Genomic DNA, 18475 nt, shown 5'->3' on the forward strand with positions numbered 1-18475 from the left:
CTATTGGGTCCTAACCGGCAATCCTGTTTTGAGCCATCCGGGGCCTGCACGGGACCCCAGCATTCCTTCCGGCACGTCAATGATCGGTGTCAGATTGACCGCTTCCAACTGCCGAGTAACGCGCGCAGAGCGTACTCCACGCGCGCAAATAACGGCGACAGGCTGTGCAGGAAATGCACGTGCATTTGACACTTGCTCAATGAAATCGCGCGCACGCATATCGATCGGCACCGCCGGCGCCGGTACACCAGTCGCCGCCCATTCATCGGGGCGGCGAATATCTACAAGCAAGATTTCACCTCTTTCTGCAGCTTGAAAAGCCTCCTGAGGTGTCATGATGTGCGCAACATCCGCACGCGAAGTGGGCAGCATAAAAGAGGCCCCCACCCCAACTGCAGCCGCACCTCCGAGCGCGAGCACAGACCGTCGTGAGAGCCTCATAGTATCGCCTTAGTTTGTCGGCGCAGGCGACGAGAAGTTAGGGATCGTGCTGTCTGACGCCGCTTTTGATTCAATACCACCCCAGTTGCCCTGTGCCAGCGAGATATTCCCCGGAATATCTTCTTCCCAGAAGCCTACCACATTTTTGGTGATGTTGAGATAGAGGTTACCGTCAACAATCCGCCACAGGTTCGGGTTGCCAGGAACCTTGCCGCCTTTGGACACACCATATGCGCAGTGGCCATCATATTTCGGAGCGTATTTTTCCGGATCCTTTAAGAAAGCCTTTTTGTTCTTCTCAGAGGCAAAAGCAAAGGTCGCGCCGTTGTAGTCTGCGGTGATGCTCTTGTTGCCAGGAACTGCTGCTGGCTGCGCGCTGCCCACAGGGGCTTGCTCAAGTCCAAAGTAGGCCACGACATCGTAGCCTGAAACCGCGTAGCCGGTTTCGTCAACATACTGCTCGCCAGCAAAGGCCATGGTCGAGGTCAGTGCCACAAAGGCAGGTGCAATTAGCCACTTCACGATAACTCTCCTAATAACGTGATCATTTCAGTTGAGATCAGCGTAACACAGCATCGTTGCTGCGCGCAGCCATCCTCGCGTGGGTGTGATTGGTTGTGTAGCAGCGCGAAGTTAACGCGGTCATATCAACAGATACTTGTGCATTTTTTGTTCTAAGCCAATGGCTTGCCACAATAGTAGACCGTTACAAATTTCACTCATTGATTGCGAGTCTGTTACCACGGCTGGACCTTCTAGCAACAGAACCACTCCGCATCATTGCGCTGCGCCTAACCACAAACTCGCTTCGGCTTCCTGGTCTGAAGGCCTAACACACTACGAGTCGCAGGAACGTTTGCGAGGGGTGACATCGAAACTCAAGGAATTCTTGAAAACGTGTTTTTGGGTCTTGTGTCCCGTCAGGCCTGCACATATACGGGTCCGCGGAGACGTGGCCGAGTGGTCGAAGGCGCTCCCCTGCTAAGGGAGTAAACGGGAAACCGTTTCGAGGGTTCGAATCCCTTCGTCTCCGCCATAGAATTATCTTTGTGCCTTTAATGAAATAGGGATAGTACCCTATCTCCATAGCCTGTATCTTTATATTCGATTAAGGGAGCGTCGTAATGGGTCCTCGCGTCGTTATCTCCGGATTGTCTCAGCACAGTAACTGCTTAAATGTTAGTGTGTTGGCCCCAAGACCGAGTAAGTAAGTTCGCCTAGTTGGCTATGCTAAGCTCTGGCAGCGGCACAAACGTCGCGCTTTGAGCGCCCTCATTCAACTCACGCGCCAGCCACAACAGCTTTCAAATGATCCACAAAAAGCCGAAGTGGCACCATGTTGCGGTATTCGCGGGGGAAATAGATATAGCTGCCGGCGGCGTTGCCCAGATAGGCGTCCAACACCGTGACCAGATTTCCCGCCTCAATGTCCTTTGCGCAAAAGTCCCGAAACGTGAATATGAACCCATGCCCTGCCTTGGCAAGATCGACGACGGACGGGAGCGTGTTTACGATGAGCTTTCCGCCAACGTCCACGGTGTAGTCGCCGCCGTCTTCTGAAAAGGTCCAAGGGGCAATCTGGCGGGAGGTCGGGAAACGGTATCGGATACAACTGTGGTTCAGCAACTCAGCAGGGGTTTGTGGAACGCCGTGGCGCTCCAGATAAGCAGGGCTGGCCAGAACCGCCAAAGGCTCTGACCGGGTGAGGCGCACCGCCACCATATCAGGGGCAATGCGGTCGCCGAGACGAAACCCGGCATGCAGCTCTTCGCCCAACAGATCGCTCAGCGCATCGGTGAAAGACATCTCGATTTCGATTTCAGGATAGGCCTCGCGGAAGCTGGGCAAGGCCGGTCCCACATGCATGGCATAGACAAAATCTGTCATGGCGAGCCGCAATGAGCCCCGCGGTGCGTGCCCAACTGTGCGGGCCGTCTCCACCGCTTCAGAAAGCTGATCAAAGGCCGGGGCCGCCCCACGCAGAAGCGCCCGCCCGGCCTCCGTTAGGCTGATGGAGCGTGTGGTGCGTATAAACAGCGCGGTCCCGAGCTGGTCTTCCAGAGACTTCAATTGATGGCTCACCGTGGAGGGCTGCAGCCCCAGACGCTTCGCTGCGCCCTTGAGCGATCCCTCGCGGGCGATTGCGTCAAAGATTTCCAAAGTGGCAAGTGGCAGGCGCATTCTTCGAATTCATACACAATAGTGGTGGTTAATGAGCATATTATCACATTTCATCCGCCAAGCTATCTTCTCTTCAACAGAACCCACTGAGGGAGAGGCCAGATGGCAACGATCAATTTGCAAAGTAAACCGGTCCAAAAAGGTGTTGCGTCAGAGCCTGTAAGCTTTGACAGCAAGGGCGTGACCCTGAAAGGCACGCTTTACAAGCCGGACAACGCTGAAGGCAGGATAGCGGGTGTCATCGCCACAGGCGCCTGGACCACTGTGAAAGAGCAGATGCCCGGCACCTATGCGCGTGAATTGGCAGCGCGGGGCTTTGCCGCGCTAGCCTTTGACTTCTCAGGCTGGGGCGAAAGCGCAGGCACGCCGCGCTACGTCGAAGACCCGGTGACCAAGACTGCGGATATCAACGCAGCGGTGGCCTATATGGCAGGCCGCGAGGACATCAAAGAGCTCCACGGCTTAGGCATCTGTGCCTCCTCCGGCTATATGGCCGAGGCGGTTGCAGACAACGAACAGCTCGGCAAACTCGCTCTGGTGGCCCCTTGGCTTCACGATGCACCGATGGCTGAAGGCATCTATGGCGGAGCAGAGGCTGTTGCCGGCATGATCGCTGCAAGCGAAGCGGAAGGCGCGGCAGAGACGGTTTTGTTGGGAGCAAGTGCGACTGACGCAAACTCCGTAATGTATCAGGCGCCATATTATACCGAAGAAGATCGCGGGCTGATCGCTGCCTATGACAACAAATTCTCTGTCGCGAGTTGGAAGCCTTGGCTGACCTATGATGCGCAGGCCTCGGCAGACCGCCTGACCAAGCCCATTCTCATGGTCGGGTCACCCTCGATAGCCTTGCTGGCGGGCGCTGAAGCCTATGAAACCCGCACCAATGCCCCGCTGGAAAAATTCTGGCTGGGCGAAAACGTCACTCAGTTTGATTTCTATGACCGCGTCGACGTTGTGAAGGCTGCGTCTGACGCCGTGGCGGACTTTCTAAACGCATAAGCCGCGCTCAGCAGGGAGATTTTCCGATGAAAACACTGATCACAACCGTGATTGCCGCGACACTTACAGGGAGCATGTCCATGGCTGGTACATCTGAGGAGAACATCAAAGTCGTGCAGGATTTCTTCGCCGCCTACGGTGAAAACGATCTGGATGGCATTGCTGCCGTGATGGACGAAAACGTTCAATGGCATATCCCGGGCCGCCACCCACTTTCGGGCACCAAGAATGGACGTGACGAGGTTCTGGCCTTCTTCGCGCAGCTCGGTGTCGCTGGCTTCCAGGCCGATCCGATCTATTTTGGCGCGGATGAAACCCATGTGGTTGATATCCACCGTGGCTGGTCCAACGCCGAAGGCATGCCGAATGTGGATACCACATGGGCGCTCCTTTACCGGATTGAAGACGGCAAAATTGTCGAAGCCACAAACCTCTCTGCGGATCAGGATGCCGCAAACACATTCTTCTGGTCCCAGTATCAGCTGAAGCCTGTGCCAGAGCAGCTCGCCGACTGAACAGCGCCTGGCGCGCTTATCTCTTGAGAAAGCGCGCCGTTCCTCCCAGACCCATCCAATTTTCAACCCTGAGATTAAGGGAGCAAGACAGCTATGTCCGATCAAGAATTTAACAGCCGACGCGCCTTTCTGACAGGTGGGGGCATTGTCCTTGCCGGAGCGGCAATGGCCGGGGCCGCCGCGGCCAATACGCTGAACCCCGCAGAGCCCGCGACCACCGCGAACTCAGAAGGCCGTTTTCAGGGCAAAGTAGTGGCCATCACCGGCGGCAACTCCGGCATTGGCAAAGCCACGGCAGATGCCTTCGCCATGGAAGGCGCAAAAGTCTACATCACCGCCCGTCGCGATGCTCTGGGCAAACAAGTGGAAGCAGAGATCCGCGCCAAAGGCGGGGACGTGACTTGGATGGTGACCGATGTGCGCGACCCGGCCCAAGTGGAACGCTTCATCGCAACCATCGTCTCTGAAGCGGGTCGTTTGGATGTGCTGTTCAACAACGCCGGTATCTTCATGACCCCTGCGCTGATCGAAGACATCCCGGTGGAAGAGTTCCAGGACCACATGGCCACCAATGTCGAAGGTGTCTTCTACGGCATGAAATACGCCATTCCACAGATGAAGGCACAGGGCGGCGGCGCCATCATCAATATGGCCTCGGTTGCGGGCCATCGCGGCTTTGGCTTCACAGGGCACTATAGCGCCTCCAAACACGCCGTGCGTGGTCTGACCAAAGCGGGCGCCAATGTGTCTGCCAAAGACAACATTCGCATCAACTCCATCTCGCCGCTGGCAGTGGACACACCGATGCTGCAAGAGAGCTTTGACTATCAAGGCGTGACCTACGAAGGCATGGCCCCTAATTTTGTCACCCCGCGCATCATGACGCCGCATGAAATGGCCGTCGGCGTGATGTTCCTGGCCTCCGACGAAGCCAGCTCCATCAACGGAACAGACTTGGACGCAACAGGCGGTCAACTCGCCTAAGCCGCTCCACGCAGCCACAGCTGGCGCCATCCAACGGGATCAAACCATGACACATGACATCACAAATGCCGTTCAACGCTTCTTTGAAGCCGTAGACACGCAAAACTGGGCGGCCGCAAACGGCCTGATGACCAACCCGTTTCATCTGGACTATTCCAGCTTTGGCGCTGGTCCCGCCGCTGATCTCTCCCCTGCCGACATCCTGAGCGGCTGGCGGTCTGTACTGCCAGGCTTTGACAGCACCCATCATCAGCTAAGCCCATTGATCATCGAGACCGATGGCAACTCGGCCACCGTGCGCGCCTATGTCACCGCAGATCATCAAATCGCAGGCGTAGAAGCGGGCGAAGTGTGGACGGTCTACGGCAGCTATGTACTGACACTGACCAAAATCGGCCCCGATTGGAGGCTCAGCGGGAACACCTTCCAGTTCAAATTCCAGACCGGCAACACCGACCTCCCCGCGCTGGCGCAATCCCGCGCCGCGTCATGACCCAAAGACAACAAGGAAATTCCAAATGAAAACGCTTCTTACTTCCGCGCTCTTTGTAGCAACTGCGTCTGTTGCACTGGCCGAGATGTCAGATGAACAGCAGGTTCTCAACGCGATCAACAATGTTGGCTACTATGCCGATCAGGGGGACTGGGACCAGGTTGCGGCCCAGTTCCACCCGGAGGGCGCAGTGCTGGACTATACATCTTATGCCAATGCCTCCGCGGGCACCTCTGCTGATCTGCCGACATTGCTTCCGGCTGACATCGTGGCCGCCTGGCAAACCGTTCTGCCCGGCTATGACCGGACCCACCACCTGATGGGCACCGAAAGCGTGCAGATCGATGGGGATACCGCCACGACCACCGCCAACATCTACGCCACGCATATTCTGGAAAACGAGGGCGAAGACACATGGGTGTTCATTGGTGACTATCAGCACGAACTGGCGAAAACCGACGCCGGCTGGAAGATCACCTTCATGCGCGCGAACCTGCGGGCGCAACTGGGCAATGAAAACCTGCCCGCACTCGCCACCGCACGCGTCGCCGCTGGCAACAACTGATCGCAAAAACAGGAGCAAATCCAATGCTGAAGCACATAACAACCTGCCTAGCACTTCTTGCGGTTCCCGCTGGCGCTGAAGATTTGCCCCAAGCCATCACCTGTTATCAGACCAGCACAAATGCCGAAGACATTGACGCATATATGGCGTGTTTCACACCTGATGCCGAAATGATCGACGTCTCCCGCTCCTTCAATGGAGCGGAGGCCATCCGCGCCTGGTCTCTGCGTGAGGTTATGCCCAGCGGGACCAGTTTCGCGCATCGCAAAATTCTGGAGCAAAGCGAAGGATATGCGAAAACCGAAGTGAACTGGCTGAGTTGGGTCGCCCACTATTCTTACTGGTGGAACGGTGACGGCCTGATCACCCGCATGTCGCTGCAATACGCAGAGTAACGCATAAGGAAGGCGAAGCTATGGCACGGGCACTTGTAACGGGTGGCAACAGAGGCATCGGCCTTGCGATTGCGCAGGGCTTGATCGCCAAAGGCCATGAGGTGGTGATCGGCTGCCGCGACCTCCCCACTGGCGAGAAAGTGGCAAAAAAAATCGGCGCTTCGGCGGTCCAGCTGGATGTGAGCGCCCCCTCCAGCATTCTGCACACCACAGAAATCACCCCCGATATCGACATTCTGGTCAACAACGCCGGGGTGCTTGGATCTGGTTCTGTGTTGAGCAACCCTGCGGACTTTGACGAGGCCATGAACGTCATGGTGCATGGTCCGATGTTGCTCATGCACTTGCTGACGCCGGGCATGAAGGATCGGAACTACGGGCGCATCGTCAATGTGTCATCGGGTTGGGGGGCCTTCTCTGACGGTGTGTCTGGCCCCGGCGTCTACGGCGTTGCCAAAGCGGCGCTCAATGCCCTGACGGTGGCCGCAGCAAACACGCTGCCCGACACGGTCAAGGTCAATGCCATGTGCCCCGGATGGGTGCGCACGCGGATGGGTGGCATGGGGGCGTCCCGCTCCCCTGAAGAAGGCGCGGACACCGCCATCTGGCTCGCCACACTGGAAGACAGCGGACCATCCGGTGGCTTCTTCCGCGACCGCAAGAAAATCGCATGGTGACCCCGTGACCCAATTTCCTCAAATGCAGGCATTCATCGCAGACTGGTTCGCCCGATTTGATCGTCTGGATCCAGTTGACGCCTTTCTGCCCAACCTACACCCCGATGTGATCTGGATATGCCAGACATCGACGCCTCTCTGCATGGGCATGATCGGTTCAGGGCGTGGTACGCCACTGTACTGAGCACTTTCACGCCCCCCCACCACGCACAGGCTGAGCGACATTCACATCACCGAAAACGAAGTCCGCTTTACCGTCGAAATGCATGCAAATCTGCTGGATGGAGCGCCTGTCCATATCACAGCCAAAGAGCACTGGCGGTATTCCCTGACAGCTGCGGGCACCCCGCAGATCACTCACTACACAGTTGAGATTTAAGAGAGATCCAACCATGAAAATTCTTGTCCTAACCGCGCACCCGAACCTTGAGACCTCTCAGATCAACAAGGTTTGGTTTGATACGCTGTCTTCCGCGCCAGATGTCACACTCCGCAATCTGACCCAGATTGACGGCCCGACCATGACGTTTGACATTGCAGCGGAACAGGCCGAGCTGCTGTCTCATGACAGGATCATCTTTCAGTTTCCATTCTACTGGTATTCCGCGCCACCGGTGCTGAAAGCCTGGATGGATCAGGTGTTGAGCTACGGGTTTGCCTATGGGCCGGGCGGCGACAAACTCAGCGGCCGCGAGTTTCTGTTGCTCATTTCCACGGGCGGACCCGCCGATAGCTATCACGCTGGCGGCTACAATAACTTCTCAATGGATGAGTTCTTAAAGCCTTTTCAACAGACGGCCTTGCTCGCGCACATGCGCTACCTGCGCCCGTTCGTGTTCCACGGCATGGCGCGGGCGACCGGCGATGAAATCGAAGCAAGCGTCCTGCCCATGCTGCAGCATGTCAGCGATCCAGAGCTTGACCCAGCTGTAAAGCAGGCGCGCCTGTTGAGGGAATTGGAAGCGGATCCTGAGAAAGCTGCGGCGGTGAGTTAGGCACCTACATGACGCAAAGAGATAAAACGTGGCCACTACTCCTCATGATCAGGGCATGATCAAAACCCGCCCCTGTAATAGTGCCCTCAACACCCACTTCGCACTCAATCAAACACACGAAAATCGCGTAGAACCTGCCCCGAATTCTTCGACGTACGCTGACCGTTCTCCATGGCCAGCGATCCATTCACCAGGACATGAGCAATTCCCGAAGCGTACCGTCGGGGGTGTTTGGCGGTGGCGTTGCTCGCGATGTTGACTTGATCAAAGACACAGATATCAGCCTGCTGACCTTTCGCCAGAACCCCGCGATTTTTCAGCCCAAGGCGGTTGGCGGGAATGGATGTCAGCTTGGCCACACCCTGCTCCAAGGAAAGCACCGCCTTGTCGCGCACATAGTACTGTAAAAACCGCGCGGCCCAGCCATAGCCTGAGAGTGACCCAATGTGGTCTTTCAACACACCTTCATTTGCGATCGCGACGGTGTCTGAGATGACAGCGCATTCCGGCTGCTCCAGACACATCTCGACATCTGCATTGCGAAAGGACTTAGACGACCACATACACGCCATCAGGTGATCGCCTTCTTCCAGCAGAATATCGAGCACCGCATCATAGGGATGACAATTTCTCATCCGGCCGATCTCGGCAAAATCGGCTCCGACGATATCTTTGTTGACGGTGGCATTCAGCAACACAATATCTGACCATTTCTCCGCCTTGACGATCAGCCACATGGGTTGCGGATTGGCCTTGATACGCGCGCGGCATTCAGGATCTGCCAACCGAGCAAGCACATCATCGATAGAACCAGCTTGAGCCCATTTCGGCAAAATCGCGGCCATTAGCGTGTGGTTCCAGTCATGCGGGATCACATCAAAGGCGATATCCACATCGTGGCGCCGCGCCAACTCGATCATCTCAAGGCTATGATCCATCGCATAGTCGGGCGCACCGAATTTCGGTTGAATATGACTGATCTGCAGCTTCGCACCCGATTGCCGGGCCGTTGCAATCGCCTCGGCAAAACCAAGGTCATAGTGGGTGTCTCGGTTGCGTACATGGGTCGCGTACAGACGCTTATACTTCGCAGCGACCTCACACATCGGGACCAGATGCTCGGGGGAGGCGAGACTGCCGGGGAAATACTCCAGCCCTGAAGAAAACCCGCCTGCCCCCTCATCCATGCACTGATCAACCAGCCGGGCCATTTTAGCCACGTCTTCCGCCTCACCCGGATGGAGCTGATCGCCCAGAACCGCCCGATGAACAGTTCCATGGCCGACAAAGGCCATCACGTTCACTCCCAGCTCGGTCCGGTCAAGCACGTCAAGATAGTCGCCAAACCCCAGCCAGGTGTCATGCTTGGCCTGGTTGGTATACCAGGGCGCAACGCGGCTGATATCGCCGGGGCTGTTAACCGGCGCGCAACTGATGCCGCATTGGCCGATGACTTCTGTTGTCACCCCTTGGTGCACCTGGCTTTCAGCGCGGCCATCGGCAATCAGGGTGAAATCAGAATGCGTGTGCATATCAATGAAGCCCGGCGCGACGATCAGGCCTGAGACATCAATCTCCCGTGCCCCTTTTCGCCCCGCCAGCTCACCTGCTGGCAAGACGGCGCTGATCTGCTGCCCCGTAACCGCTAGGTCGCCGACATACCCATCCTGCCCCGTGCCGTCGACAATGGTGCCGCCTTTGAGAACAAGATCGAACATGTCAGCCTCCTATTTCGCTTCTCCGTAGAGCCAATCGGGCAGGAACGTCGTGAGATCCGGGAAGAAGATCAGGATCACCATGCCAATCACATAGGCAAGGATGAACGGCAGAACCGCGACCGATATACGTTCGATCGACACCCCGGAGATGCGCGCCGCAACGGTCAGGTTTGCGCCCAGCGGTGGCGTCAGGAAGCCGATCTCGCAAGTGATCACGGTGAAAATCCCAAACATGACCGGATCAACGCCCAACGAGCTGACCAGCGGGAGAAACACCGCCGTGAACAACACGATCTGCGCCAAGGACTCCATGAACGTCCCGATGAAGATGTAGAATACACCGATCAGCAGCAGCACGAGAAACTTATTGTCGGTGATCGACGTGATGCCGTTCTGTACGGCTGTGGGCACATCGTAAAAAGCGGTCAACTGACCAAACGCCAATGTCGGCGTCAGCAAGATCAGAATGCCGGTCAGCAAAGAGGTGAACCGCAGGGCTTCAATCAGCTTTTTGAGGGTCAGCTCACGGTAGATGAAAAAGCCCACAAACAGAGAATAGAACACCGCAACGCCCGCGGCCTCGGTGGGGGTAAAGACACCACCATAGATCCCTCCAAGGATCAGAACAGGTGCCCCGATGGACCATTTGCCATCCCATGCGGCACGCAGGAACGGCCCCCATGAAAAACGCTCACCATCTCCGCCATAACCGCGGCGACGCGCGACGATATAGGTGGTGATCATCAGCAAGGCCGTGACCAAAACACCGGGGATCAGCCCCGCCAGAAACAGACGTGGGATCGATGTTTCTGACACCAGCCCATAGATGATCAGCAGATTTGACGGCGGGATCAAACTCCCCAGCGCTCCGGCGCTGGCTGTGATGGCGGCCGCAAACGGCACGTCGTAGCCTTCGCGCTTCATCGCAGGCACGGTGACCGATCCAATCGCCGCGGTGGTGGCAGGGCCTGAGCCGGACAGGGCTGCAAACAGCATGCAGGCAAAAACCGTCACCAACCCCATAGAGCCGCGATAGGCCCCCACCAGATTGGTTGCGATCGAGATCATGCGGGTAGCCATCCCGCCTACTTCCATCAACCGACCGGCGAGCACGAAAAGAGGAATGGTCAACAGCGGGAAAGGCGTCAGGCTGCCGTAACCGGTTTGCGCCATCAATGTGTAAGGGATGTCGATCAGGTAAAGGGCCAGCGCGGTGGTCAGCCCCACCGAAACAAACAGCGGCACGCCCATAATGGTCAACACCACAAAGGCAATGGCCAGGATCATCAATGCACTCATATCTGATGCTCCTGATCCTTGGATGTTGCTTCCCATTCCTCGTTCAACATGCCCGGAAGCCCGTTTCGCCCGTCGCGCCACCAATTGAAATAGGTCTGCACAAGGCGGATCAGCATCAGGCCATAGCCGATCACCAAAATGGTTTGCGGGTAGAATTGATTGATGCCCAAGCTGGGGCTGGTTTCAGGAAACCGCCAGAAAACCGCGAGGTAATCCACGCTGATTTTCAGCATGAAAAGACAGAAGAACGCCCAAAAGAGGTCTGCAATGAAGATGACAATCTTCCCTATGCCAACAGGCAAAGCCTGTACGGCAACCATGATGCGGATGTGGAACCTCTCGCGCACGCAAAGCGATGCACCCATGTAAACGGCCCAGACCATGCAAATTGCGGCCGTTTCCTCGGTCCAATGCAGCGCCACCTGAAAGACATAGCGCGCCACCACCTGCGCAAAGACCGCCACCGCGATCACCGCAAGGCAGGTGCAGCAAATCAACTCCTCGAAGTGCCGCTCGAGCCACCTCAGACCATTCATATTGTTTTATTCCCCATCCGTTGCCGGCTCTTACTAAGCGAACTGGGGCACCCATTCGGAGTGCCCCAATCTTAGGATTATTCAGCTGCGGCCTGGATCGCACTTACCAGTGCGATGAACTCCTCACCGCGCTGCTCTGCAAACTCTTGCTGAACGCCTTTTGCTGCTGCGATGAAATCGCTGCGGTCCGGATCGGTGCGCGCCATGCCACCTTCTTCCACCAACCACTTGCGGACCTCTTCGGTCTCAGTTGCCACTTGAGCGGCATACTCAGCCCCCGCCTCCTCGGCCGCCGCCAGAATCTGCGCGCGCTGCTCATCACTCAGCTTCTTCATGAAGTTGTCGGATGCAAACAAAGGAGCAAAAGCCACAAAATGCTCAAGGATGACGAGATGCGGCTCAAACTCGAAGAATTTCATGTCGCGAATGAAGGAGGTGCCGTTGTCACCACCATCCACAGTGCCGGTTTGCAGGGCGGTCGGCGTTTCTGACCACGCCAGCGGCACGGGATTTGCGCCAAAGGCCTCAAACGTGGCGATCATCACCTCATTCTTGGGCACCCGGATTTTCAGCCCTTCCATATCCGCCATCGTGTTCACCGGACGCACCGAATTGTAAAAATCGCGGTAGAGCGCCGGACCAAAGGCCAGCAGGTGCACGCTGGTGTCTGCCTGCAGCTGGTCTTTCATCTGCTGGCCCACCTCGCCATTCAGCACACGGTCCAGGTGTTCGGCGTTCTGGAAGATGTAGGGCAGTACGGTCACATCCATCAGCGACCAGTGCGGCGACACATTGTTTGCGGTAATGAAGAAGCCGTCCACGGTGCCAAGCTGCATGGCCTTAAACGCTTCATCCTCGCTCGAAATCTGATTGCAGCAGCGCAGTTTGACCTCAATTGCGCCATCTGAGTGCTCTGCCACCTTTTGCTGGAAAATCTTGCCGAACCGGCCGTACAAGGATTCTTCCGGGGCGCCAAAACCAACATTCATCGTGATATCGGCGGCCAATGTGCTCGTTGCGCTGAGTGCAAATGCCAGCACTGGCACTGCCACCTTCTTCAAGTTCCATAATTTCATGAGATCCTCCTGGTTGGTGCGCTTTTAGCGTCTGCTTTTTGCCGTTTGTGCCCCGTCTGTCCTGAGTTTCTACAAGCCCAATACCGGCAAATTGCGCTCTGCAAATTCCGGCGCATCAAAACCAGCCAATCGCGGGGTTCTCAGGCCCCACCCTTGTGAGTGGGACAAGGAAACGCTACTCAATTCCCATTGATGCAGAAAACAATTGTTTTCTGGGGGTATTCTTACATTTTTTGGACTTATTGCGCCGCCTGACTACCGGAAGGGTTGAGCAGATGGTCAAACCCGCCCTGATCTGAAATTTCTCTACAGGTTTCCAAAACTGTACGCACCAAGGCCGAACGCTTACCCGCGCCCGTATAGGCGACCCCATAATAAGGCGCGTCCTGATCGCCAGAAATCGGGCGCGTGACATAACCATTCTGCCCCATTCGGTCCAGCGGTCCGCAGATATTCAGGATCGCATAGCCCAAATCCGCAGCAACCATCCCGCGCAGCACCGAAGAGCTTTTGGTGGTATGACCAATGCGCGGGCGCAATCCCTCTGCGGTGAAAAGCGCATCAAAATAATCGGGTGCACCGGGCAAATCCAAAAGGATCATCGGCAAATCCGCCAGATCGGACAAGGCCACCTGATCCTGCTGCACCAACGGAGAAACATCCGGGATCATCGCGATGGGTGCGGCCTTGAACATTGGCAGGAAGGGTTGGGCCTTGGGGGCTGCACGCCGATAGGTCAGCGCCAGATCAACAACCCCGCTGTTCAGCATTTCCGCAATGCTCAGCATGTCGCCTTCTTTGATTTCTACACGGATATGCGGAAAGTCCTGCGAAATCCGTTTGAGGATTGGCGGCAAAACATATGGGGCCGTAGGCGCATAGCATCCCAGCCGCAGCGTTCCTGCCGGATCGCCGGTCAGTGTCAGCAGATCGGACTCAAAAATACGCGCTTGCTCTAGAAAATCCCGAATGCGGGCGCCGATCTCAATGCCTTTGTCTGTCGGAACAATGCCTTTGGCAGGCATCCGCCGCAGCAATTCCGCCTGAGTGGTGCTTTCGATCATGTCAATCGCTGCGGTGATCGAAGATTGCGAGATCTTCATCTCCACAGAGGCCCGCGCAATTGAGCCAGTGCGCAGCGCCGCGTCAAAGTACTGAAGTTGTTTGAGGGTAAATCGCACAGGTCATTCCAATATTTTTTGTGTGTTACTCTAGTACTAATTCCATTTTCCCACACAACCAAGCTCAGCTAGCTGTTTGGAAACAACAGAGAGAGACACATGGGCAAAACGCTTCTTTTCCACGCGAAATCCGTGGTGACGATGGACCGGAACATGCCACGCGCCAGCCATGTGGCGGTTCGTGACGGGCGCATTCTGGCGGTGGGCGGGCCGGATTGCGCGGCCCCATGGGGCGGAGCAGACAGCCATATTGATGTCTCCGGCAGCGTGTTGATGCCCGGATTTGTTGAGGGCCACGCCCATTTGATGGCCGGGGCCATGTGGGATTATGCCTATTGCGGCTATCACGACCGGATTGACCCGCAGGGTCAGATGCACCGGGGGATGACGCAGATTGATGAAGTCATCGCCCGCCTGAGAGAATTCGAAGCCACCCTGCCCCCGGATCAGCCTTTGGTGGGCTGGGGGTTTGATCCGATCTTTCTGACGTCTGAACGCCTGAGCCGCCATCACCTTGATCAGGTCAGCACGCAACGCCCTGTCGTCATCATCTTCTCAAATTTCCACCTGCTCTGCGGCAACACCGCGGCCTTGGACTTGGTGGGATACAACGCCCAGACCAATGTCGAAGGGGTCGTCAAAGGATCAGACGGCCAACCAACTGGTGAGCTACAGGAAATGGCGGCGATGTTTCCCGTCATGCGCCGCACTGGGATCGACTTTCGCGCACTCACGCAAACCGATGCAGCGCTGCAGTCTTATGCCGACGTGTGCAAACGCGCTGGCGTGACCACAGTGACCGATCTGTTTGCCACGCTGGGCGACGATGACATCACAAGGCTCGCCGAAGCCACCGGCAAGAAAAGCTTCCCTGTACGTCTGGTTCCGGCCCTTGGCGCCATAGGTGGCACACCGGCGGAGGTCGCGGCACAGGCCTTAGCAATGCGTGAGCGCTCCACCGACAAACTGCGCTTGGGCGCCGTGAAACTCATGACCGATGGATCCATTCAGGGCTGGACAGCCCGCGTGCGCGCGCCGGGCTATATTGAGGGACATCCCAACGGGCTCTGGAACACCGCACCGGACCAGATTTTTCAGCTGTGCGAAGAGATGCAGCGTCAAGGCTTGCAAATGCATATCCATGTGAACGGCGACGAGGCCGCCGCAGTCACCTTGGATGCCTTAGAAGCGGCGGCACGCAAACACCCATGGCCGGGTGCGCGCCACGTGCTGCAGCACTGCCAGATGATGGATACAGCGCTCTTCCAGCGCGCCGCCGAACTGGGCGTGGCCTGCAATATCTTTGCCAATCACATCTGGTATTTTGGCGATCAACACGCGGCGCTGACCATCGGCCCCGATCGCGCGCGGTCGATGAACGCCGTGCGCGAATGCCTTGATATGGGCGTGATCACCGCAATTCACTCCGACGCACCGGTGACCCCAATGGGGCCGCTGTTCACCGCCTGGTGTGCCGTCAACCGCCGCACGATGAGCGGACAAACCCTCGGGCCCGCGCAACGCATCACGGTGGAGGAGGCACTTTACGCCATCACCTTAGGGGCCGCGCAGACACTCAAAATGGACACCGAGATCGGCTCCATCGAAACCGGAAAACGGGCAGACTTTGTGCTTCTGGGCGAAGACCCTCTGAGCGTTACACCAGAGGACTTAAAAGACGTGCCGGTGCTGGGCACCGTTCTGGGTGGCGAGGTGCATCAACTATGACCCCGCTCCCCCTGACCGTGATCGGTGGCTACCTCGGGGCAGGAAAAACCACCCTGATCAATCAGATTCTCAGCGCCAACCACGGGTTGCGGATCATGGTTCTTGTGAACGACTTCGGATCAATCAACATTGACGCAAGCCTGTTGATCTCCGCCAGCCAAGACACTTTGGAGCTGTCAAATGGCTGCGTATGCTGCACGATAGGAGCAGACTTGTTCCTTGCGATCGGAGATGTTCTGGATCGCAAACCCCGCCCGGATCACATCATCATCGAAGCCAGCGGCATCGCCGACCCGGCCCGCATTGCAAATGTGGCGCAGGCTGAACCGGAGCTGTTGTACTCCGGGATCGCCACCGTGGTGGACGGTCTTCAATTTGACACTTTGAGCGGCGATCCCTTGGTCGCAGCGCAGTTCAAAGACCAAATTGCCTGTGCGCAGGTGATTGCGGTCAGCAAAGCACCCTTACAAGAGGACCTGCGCCAAAACCTGTCAGAGCTCAATCCAGATGCAACGATCCTGCCCGTTGATCGACTTGGCATCGAACAACTTCTGATGACGGGGCAGGATCCAACCCAGATCCTTCAATCCTCCCACCCCGCTTATGCGAAATGGTCCTACTCCGGAGATCGCTCCCTTGGTCAAACTGAGCTGACCGAATTGCTGCACTCACGGCCAGAGCCGCTCTACCGTCTCAAAGGGCACATGCGCGGCCCAAACGACACCGGCTACTTGGTTCAAGTGGTGGGTTCATCTGTCGAGGTTCACGAGATCGCGCAACCGCCACAAACAGAACTCATAGGCATCGGCCTTGCTGCGCGCCTTATGCCTGAGACATGTGATGAATGGTGGGCGCAAGGCGCTTGCGACCAAGCAGCCCACCAAACAGCGCTCCAAAGCTAGCCGTTATCTTGAGCGAGGTGCGCATCCACCAGACGTTGCACCTTTGGGGCAAAGTGCCAGAAATCAGGCGTCTCCATCCCGGCGATCTTTCCAGCTTCGTCCAGATACCTGACCGCGATGATCTCTTTCAGGTTTAGGTTCTTTTCAAACTCAGCCACTTCTTGGGCATTCATAGGCCCGCCTTGCAAATTTAGCGAATGCACTGACGCCTCAGACAATCGGTCAAAATAGCTCGGCTTGGTGGCACAGAGATAGCGTTTGGCGGCCACGTGATAGCGGCAACAATCCGTCACCACGCTCGGAAAGAACCGCTCAAGCACCTCCGCACCGGCATCCTCATGATGCCGGTCTTCTGTGTCATCCATCGTGAACATCCCGAACTCGGACGTGAAGTGGCCAATGTCATGCAGCAAAGCCCCCACAACGATCTCATCAGGTTGCCCATTCCGCTCTGCAATCGTCGCGCCCTGAAGCATGTGCTCGCCCATCGTCACAGGCTCGCCCAAATACTCCTCTGATCCGCGGCGCTCAAAAATCGACGCCAGAAAGGCGACGATGGTGTCAGCTGTCAAATCTTCTGCCGGAGTGTTCATTCCGCCGCCTCCGGAGATTTGCGACGCAACGTATCGCGTGTGGAACGCAGCCCATCTTTGTCAGCGTAACACCCCTGTAACCAACGCTTTCCAGTACCCGAATACGCCTTACGCGCATGCAAAACACGGGTGTTGTCCACTACAAAGGCTTCCCCGGGGTCGAGGCGGAACACAACCTCCATCTCCGGATCGTCAATTATCTCCCCCAGCCGGCGATAGGCCGCATACCACAGGTCCATCTTTTCAAACGGCACATCCGTGACAGCCGCAAGCGAGCGATTGTTAAAACGCACCCCAATAAGTTCACCATCTGGCGCAAGCTCGATCAAAGGGCGGCGCGAGGTCAGACAAACACCATCTTCGCCCGCATATTCAAACCGCGCACAATGATCGGCAAGCACATCGAAATAGGCCGGGTTCTCTGCCTGCAAGCGGCGCGCGCAGGCGAACCCATCAACCACCATATTCTCGCCTCCGGCGGCAGAGCTTTCCAGACAATAAAGCACCTGAATTGTCGGCACGGGATCGCGATACGGGTTGTCGGTATGCGCCTGCAACCCGAGGCCAGTGAACGCCAGATTGGTCGGGTTCACCTCGGTGCGCACCTCAAAATGCTTGCCATAATTGGTCTCGCGCACATGGCCAAAAAGTTCGACGACGTCAAACAGCCCCCCTTCTTTCACCGGGCCGCCTTCGATCTTGCCAAAACCAAAGCGGGCAACTTGATCAATCCAAGTGGCAAATGGGGTGCCCCCCTCCGCAAGCCTCGGGAATGCGCCGGTCGGCACATTTTCCTGAAGCCCAGCGTCCCATGGGGAGACCTCATCCGGCAACCATCCACGGACCGCGTTCTGAGGCCGATCATACGCATGCGCCTCCAGCCACTCCGCGTTAAAGACAACCTGCTTACCTTCCGGCGCAAAGGTCACGTTTACGTCCTCCCCCGCAACCGAAGCGGCGATGATATGCGTCTCCTTCGGAATGTCGCGCAACGCGATCAGCCGCTGACCATTGCCAAGGGCGCGCGTTTCCGGGTCCTGCGCATTGTCTCGCAGCCAGATCGCGTGGAAACGGAGCGATTGATCATCAAAATGAAGGGTTAAAACGGCGCCATCTTGGCTCAAAGTCGTGTGCATCGGCGGTGTCCTTTTGGCTAACAGCACGAACGGTCGCCTTACATTTTCCTGGAAAACC

Annotated in this window: 20 protein-coding genes and 1 tRNA gene; 11 read left to right on the top strand and 10 right to left on the bottom strand. The window is 56.9% G+C overall.

The features are described from left to right. Both J7399_RS17645 and J7399_RS17650 read right to left on the bottom strand, forming a co-directional pair. Nucleotides 1-372 carry a rhodanese-like domain-containing protein gene (locus tag J7399_RS17645; protein WP_348539479.1) on the bottom strand — a complete coding sequence of 124 codons (372 nt, stop codon included), beginning with the start codon at nt 370-372 and terminating at the stop codon, nt 1-3. A gap of 78 nt (nt 373-450) precedes the next feature. Continuing rightward, nucleotides 451-918: a YHS domain-containing (seleno)protein gene (locus tag J7399_RS17650; protein WP_209065693.1), complete on the bottom strand. Its 468-nt coding sequence runs from the start codon at nt 916-918 to the stop codon at nt 451-453. Nucleotides 919-1387: 469 nt separating this feature from the next. On the opposite strand from J7399_RS17650, the gene J7399_RS17655 reads away from it, so the two are divergent. Further along, nucleotides 1388-1477: transfer RNA gene (locus J7399_RS17655), tRNA-Ser, on the top strand. A 245-nt stretch (nt 1478-1722) separates the two neighbouring features. On the opposite strand, the gene J7399_RS17660 is transcribed toward J7399_RS17655, so the two are convergent. After that, nucleotides 1723-2622, bottom strand: coding sequence for a LysR family transcriptional regulator (locus J7399_RS17660; protein ID WP_209088205.1), 900 nt, complete (start codon nt 2620-2622; stop codon nt 1723-1725). 102 nt (nt 2623-2724) lie between these two features. Here J7399_RS17660 and J7399_RS17665 point away from each other — a divergent pair, with 102 nt between their 5' ends. From J7399_RS17665 to J7399_RS17700, 8 genes are all read left to right on the top strand, one after another. Next, nucleotides 2725-3624 (top strand): alpha/beta hydrolase, encoded by a 900-nt coding sequence (locus J7399_RS17665; RefSeq protein ID WP_209088208.1) that lies wholly within the window; start codon nt 2725-2727, stop codon nt 3622-3624. Between the two features lie 26 nt (nt 3625-3650). Next, nucleotides 3651-4139, top strand: coding sequence for a nuclear transport factor 2 family protein (locus J7399_RS17670; RefSeq protein WP_209088211.1), 489 nt, complete (start codon nt 3651-3653; stop codon nt 4137-4139). A gap of 93 nt (nt 4140-4232) precedes the next feature. Next, nucleotides 4233-5123 carry an SDR family oxidoreductase gene (locus tag J7399_RS17675; protein ID WP_209088216.1) on the top strand — a complete coding sequence of 297 codons (891 nt, stop codon included), beginning with the start codon at nt 4233-4235 and terminating at the stop codon, nt 5121-5123. Nucleotides 5124-5169: 46 nt separating this feature from the next. Continuing rightward, entirely contained in the window at nt 5170-5616 is a 447-nt protein-coding gene (locus J7399_RS17680) for a nuclear transport factor 2 family protein (protein WP_209088220.1), read from the top strand. Between the two features lie 25 nt (nt 5617-5641). Continuing rightward, nucleotides 5642-6181: a nuclear transport factor 2 family protein gene (locus J7399_RS17685; protein WP_209088225.1), complete on the top strand. Its 540-nt coding sequence runs from the start codon at nt 5642-5644 to the stop codon at nt 6179-6181. Nucleotides 6182-6204: 23 nt separating this feature from the next. After that, entirely contained in the window at nt 6205-6576 is a 372-nt protein-coding gene (locus J7399_RS17690) for a nuclear transport factor 2 family protein (RefSeq protein ID WP_209088228.1), read from the top strand. Nucleotides 6577-6596: 20 nt separating this feature from the next. Beyond that, nucleotides 6597-7253, top strand: a complete 657-nt coding sequence (locus tag J7399_RS17695; protein WP_209088232.1) for an SDR family NAD(P)-dependent oxidoreductase — start codon at nt 6597-6599, stop codon at nt 7251-7253. A 392-nt stretch (nt 7254-7645) separates the two neighbouring features. After that, nucleotides 7646-8248, top strand: coding sequence for an NAD(P)H-dependent oxidoreductase (locus tag J7399_RS17700; protein WP_209088235.1), 603 nt, complete (start codon nt 7646-7648; stop codon nt 8246-8248). Nucleotides 8249-8352: 104 nt separating this feature from the next. Here the strand turns inward: J7399_RS17700 and J7399_RS17705 are convergent, their stop codons facing one another. The 5 genes from J7399_RS17705 to J7399_RS17725 form a co-directional block, all read right to left on the bottom strand. Then, on the bottom strand, nt 8353-9966 hold the full coding sequence (locus tag J7399_RS17705; protein ID WP_209088238.1) for an amidohydrolase family protein: 1614 nt from the start codon (nt 9964-9966) through the stop codon (nt 8353-8355). Between the two features lie 9 nt (nt 9967-9975). Further along, entirely contained in the window at nt 9976-11265 is a 1290-nt protein-coding gene (locus tag J7399_RS17710; protein ID WP_209079718.1) for a TRAP transporter large permease, read from the bottom strand. Then, the gene (locus tag J7399_RS17715; protein WP_209088241.1) at nt 11262-11801 is read right to left on the bottom strand and encodes a TRAP transporter small permease; all 540 of its coding nucleotides are present in this window, start codon (nt 11799-11801) and stop codon (nt 11262-11264) included. Before J7399_RS17715 ends, J7399_RS17710 begins: the two co-directional genes overlap by 4 nt. Nucleotides 11802-11878: 77 nt before the next feature. After that, the gene (locus J7399_RS17720; RefSeq protein ID WP_209088244.1) at nt 11879-12877 is read right to left on the bottom strand and encodes a TRAP transporter substrate-binding protein; all 999 of its coding nucleotides are present in this window, start codon (nt 12875-12877) and stop codon (nt 11879-11881) included. Between the two features lie 239 nt (nt 12878-13116). After that, nucleotides 13117-14058, bottom strand: coding sequence for a LysR substrate-binding domain-containing protein (locus J7399_RS17725; RefSeq protein ID WP_209088247.1), 942 nt, complete (start codon nt 14056-14058; stop codon nt 13117-13119). 99 nt (nt 14059-14157) lie between these two features. Between J7399_RS17725 and J7399_RS17730 the strand changes: the two genes are divergently transcribed. Both J7399_RS17730 and J7399_RS17735 read left to right on the top strand, forming a co-directional pair. Continuing rightward, complete coding sequence (locus J7399_RS17730; RefSeq protein ID WP_209088251.1) at nt 14158-15786, top strand: amidohydrolase; 1629 nt, start codon at nt 14158-14160, stop codon at nt 15784-15786. Continuing rightward, entirely contained in the window at nt 15783-16688 is a 906-nt protein-coding gene (locus tag J7399_RS17735; RefSeq protein ID WP_209088254.1) for a CobW family GTP-binding protein, read from the top strand. Before J7399_RS17730 ends, J7399_RS17735 begins: the two co-directional genes overlap by 4 nt. Here J7399_RS17735 and J7399_RS17740 read toward each other — a convergent pair. After that, on the bottom strand, nt 16685-17281 hold the full coding sequence (locus tag J7399_RS17740) for an HD domain-containing protein (RefSeq protein WP_209088257.1): 597 nt from the start codon (nt 17279-17281) through the stop codon (nt 16685-16687). The genes J7399_RS17735 and J7399_RS17740 overlap by 4 nt on opposite strands. Then, nucleotides 17278-18417 carry a TauD/TfdA family dioxygenase gene (locus J7399_RS17745; RefSeq protein WP_209088260.1) on the bottom strand — a complete coding sequence of 380 codons (1140 nt, stop codon included), beginning with the start codon at nt 18415-18417 and terminating at the stop codon, nt 17278-17280. The genes J7399_RS17740 and J7399_RS17745 overlap by 4 nt, the downstream gene beginning before the upstream one ends. Nucleotides 18418-18475 lie beyond the last annotated feature (58 nt).

The sequence above is a fragment of the Shimia sp. R9_1 genome, assembly GCF_017743775.1.
GTDB lineage: Bacteria > Pseudomonadota > Alphaproteobacteria > Rhodobacterales > Rhodobacteraceae > Shimia.

Excerpts from the sequence above, each read along its gene's own strand:
- J7399_RS17680 (WP_209088220.1), top strand. The coding sequence starts at position 5,170 with ATGACACATGACATCACAAATGCCGTTCAACGCTTCTTTGAAGCCGTA.
- J7399_RS17740 (WP_209088257.1), bottom strand. The coding sequence starts at position 17,281 with ATGAACACTCCGGCAGAAGATTTGACAGCTGACACCATCGTCGCCTTT.
- J7399_RS17670 (WP_209088211.1), top strand. The coding sequence starts at position 3,651 with ATGAAAACACTGATCACAACCGTGATTGCCGCGACACTTACAGGGAGC.
- J7399_RS17690 (WP_209088228.1), top strand. The coding sequence starts at position 6,205 with ATGCTGAAGCACATAACAACCTGCCTAGCACTTCTTGCGGTTCCCGCT.
- J7399_RS17715 (WP_209088241.1), bottom strand. The coding sequence starts at position 11,801 with ATGAATGGTCTGAGGTGGCTCGAGCGGCACTTCGAGGAGTTGATTTGC.
- J7399_RS17695 (WP_209088232.1), top strand. The coding sequence starts at position 6,597 with ATGGCACGGGCACTTGTAACGGGTGGCAACAGAGGCATCGGCCTTGCG.
- J7399_RS17705 (WP_209088238.1), bottom strand. The coding sequence starts at position 9,966 with ATGTTCGATCTTGTTCTCAAAGGCGGCACCATTGTCGACGGCACGGGG.
- J7399_RS17745 (WP_209088260.1), bottom strand. The coding sequence starts at position 18,417 with ATGCACACGACTTTGAGCCAAGATGGCGCCGTTTTAACCCTTCATTTT.
- J7399_RS17645 (WP_348539479.1), bottom strand. The coding sequence starts at position 372 with ATGCTGCCCACTTCGCGTGCGGATGTTGCGCACATCATGACACCTCAG.
- J7399_RS17730 (WP_209088251.1), top strand. The coding sequence starts at position 14,158 with ATGGGCAAAACGCTTCTTTTCCACGCGAAATCCGTGGTGACGATGGAC.
- J7399_RS17700 (WP_209088235.1), top strand. The coding sequence starts at position 7,646 with ATGAAAATTCTTGTCCTAACCGCGCACCCGAACCTTGAGACCTCTCAG.
- J7399_RS17685 (WP_209088225.1), top strand. The coding sequence starts at position 5,642 with ATGAAAACGCTTCTTACTTCCGCGCTCTTTGTAGCAACTGCGTCTGTT.
- J7399_RS17735 (WP_209088254.1), top strand. The coding sequence starts at position 15,783 with ATGACCCCGCTCCCCCTGACCGTGATCGGTGGCTACCTCGGGGCAGGA.
- J7399_RS17650 (WP_209065693.1), bottom strand. The coding sequence starts at position 918 with ATGGCCTTTGCTGGCGAGCAGTATGTTGACGAAACCGGCTACGCGGTT.
- J7399_RS17675 (WP_209088216.1), top strand. The coding sequence starts at position 4,233 with ATGTCCGATCAAGAATTTAACAGCCGACGCGCCTTTCTGACAGGTGGG.
- J7399_RS17665 (WP_209088208.1), top strand. The coding sequence starts at position 2,725 with ATGGCAACGATCAATTTGCAAAGTAAACCGGTCCAAAAAGGTGTTGCG.
- J7399_RS17720 (WP_209088244.1), bottom strand. The coding sequence starts at position 12,877 with ATGAAATTATGGAACTTGAAGAAGGTGGCAGTGCCAGTGCTGGCATTT.
- J7399_RS17660 (WP_209088205.1), bottom strand. The coding sequence starts at position 2,622 with ATGCGCCTGCCACTTGCCACTTTGGAAATCTTTGACGCAATCGCCCGC.
- J7399_RS17710 (WP_209079718.1), bottom strand. The coding sequence starts at position 11,265 with ATGAGTGCATTGATGATCCTGGCCATTGCCTTTGTGGTGTTGACCATT.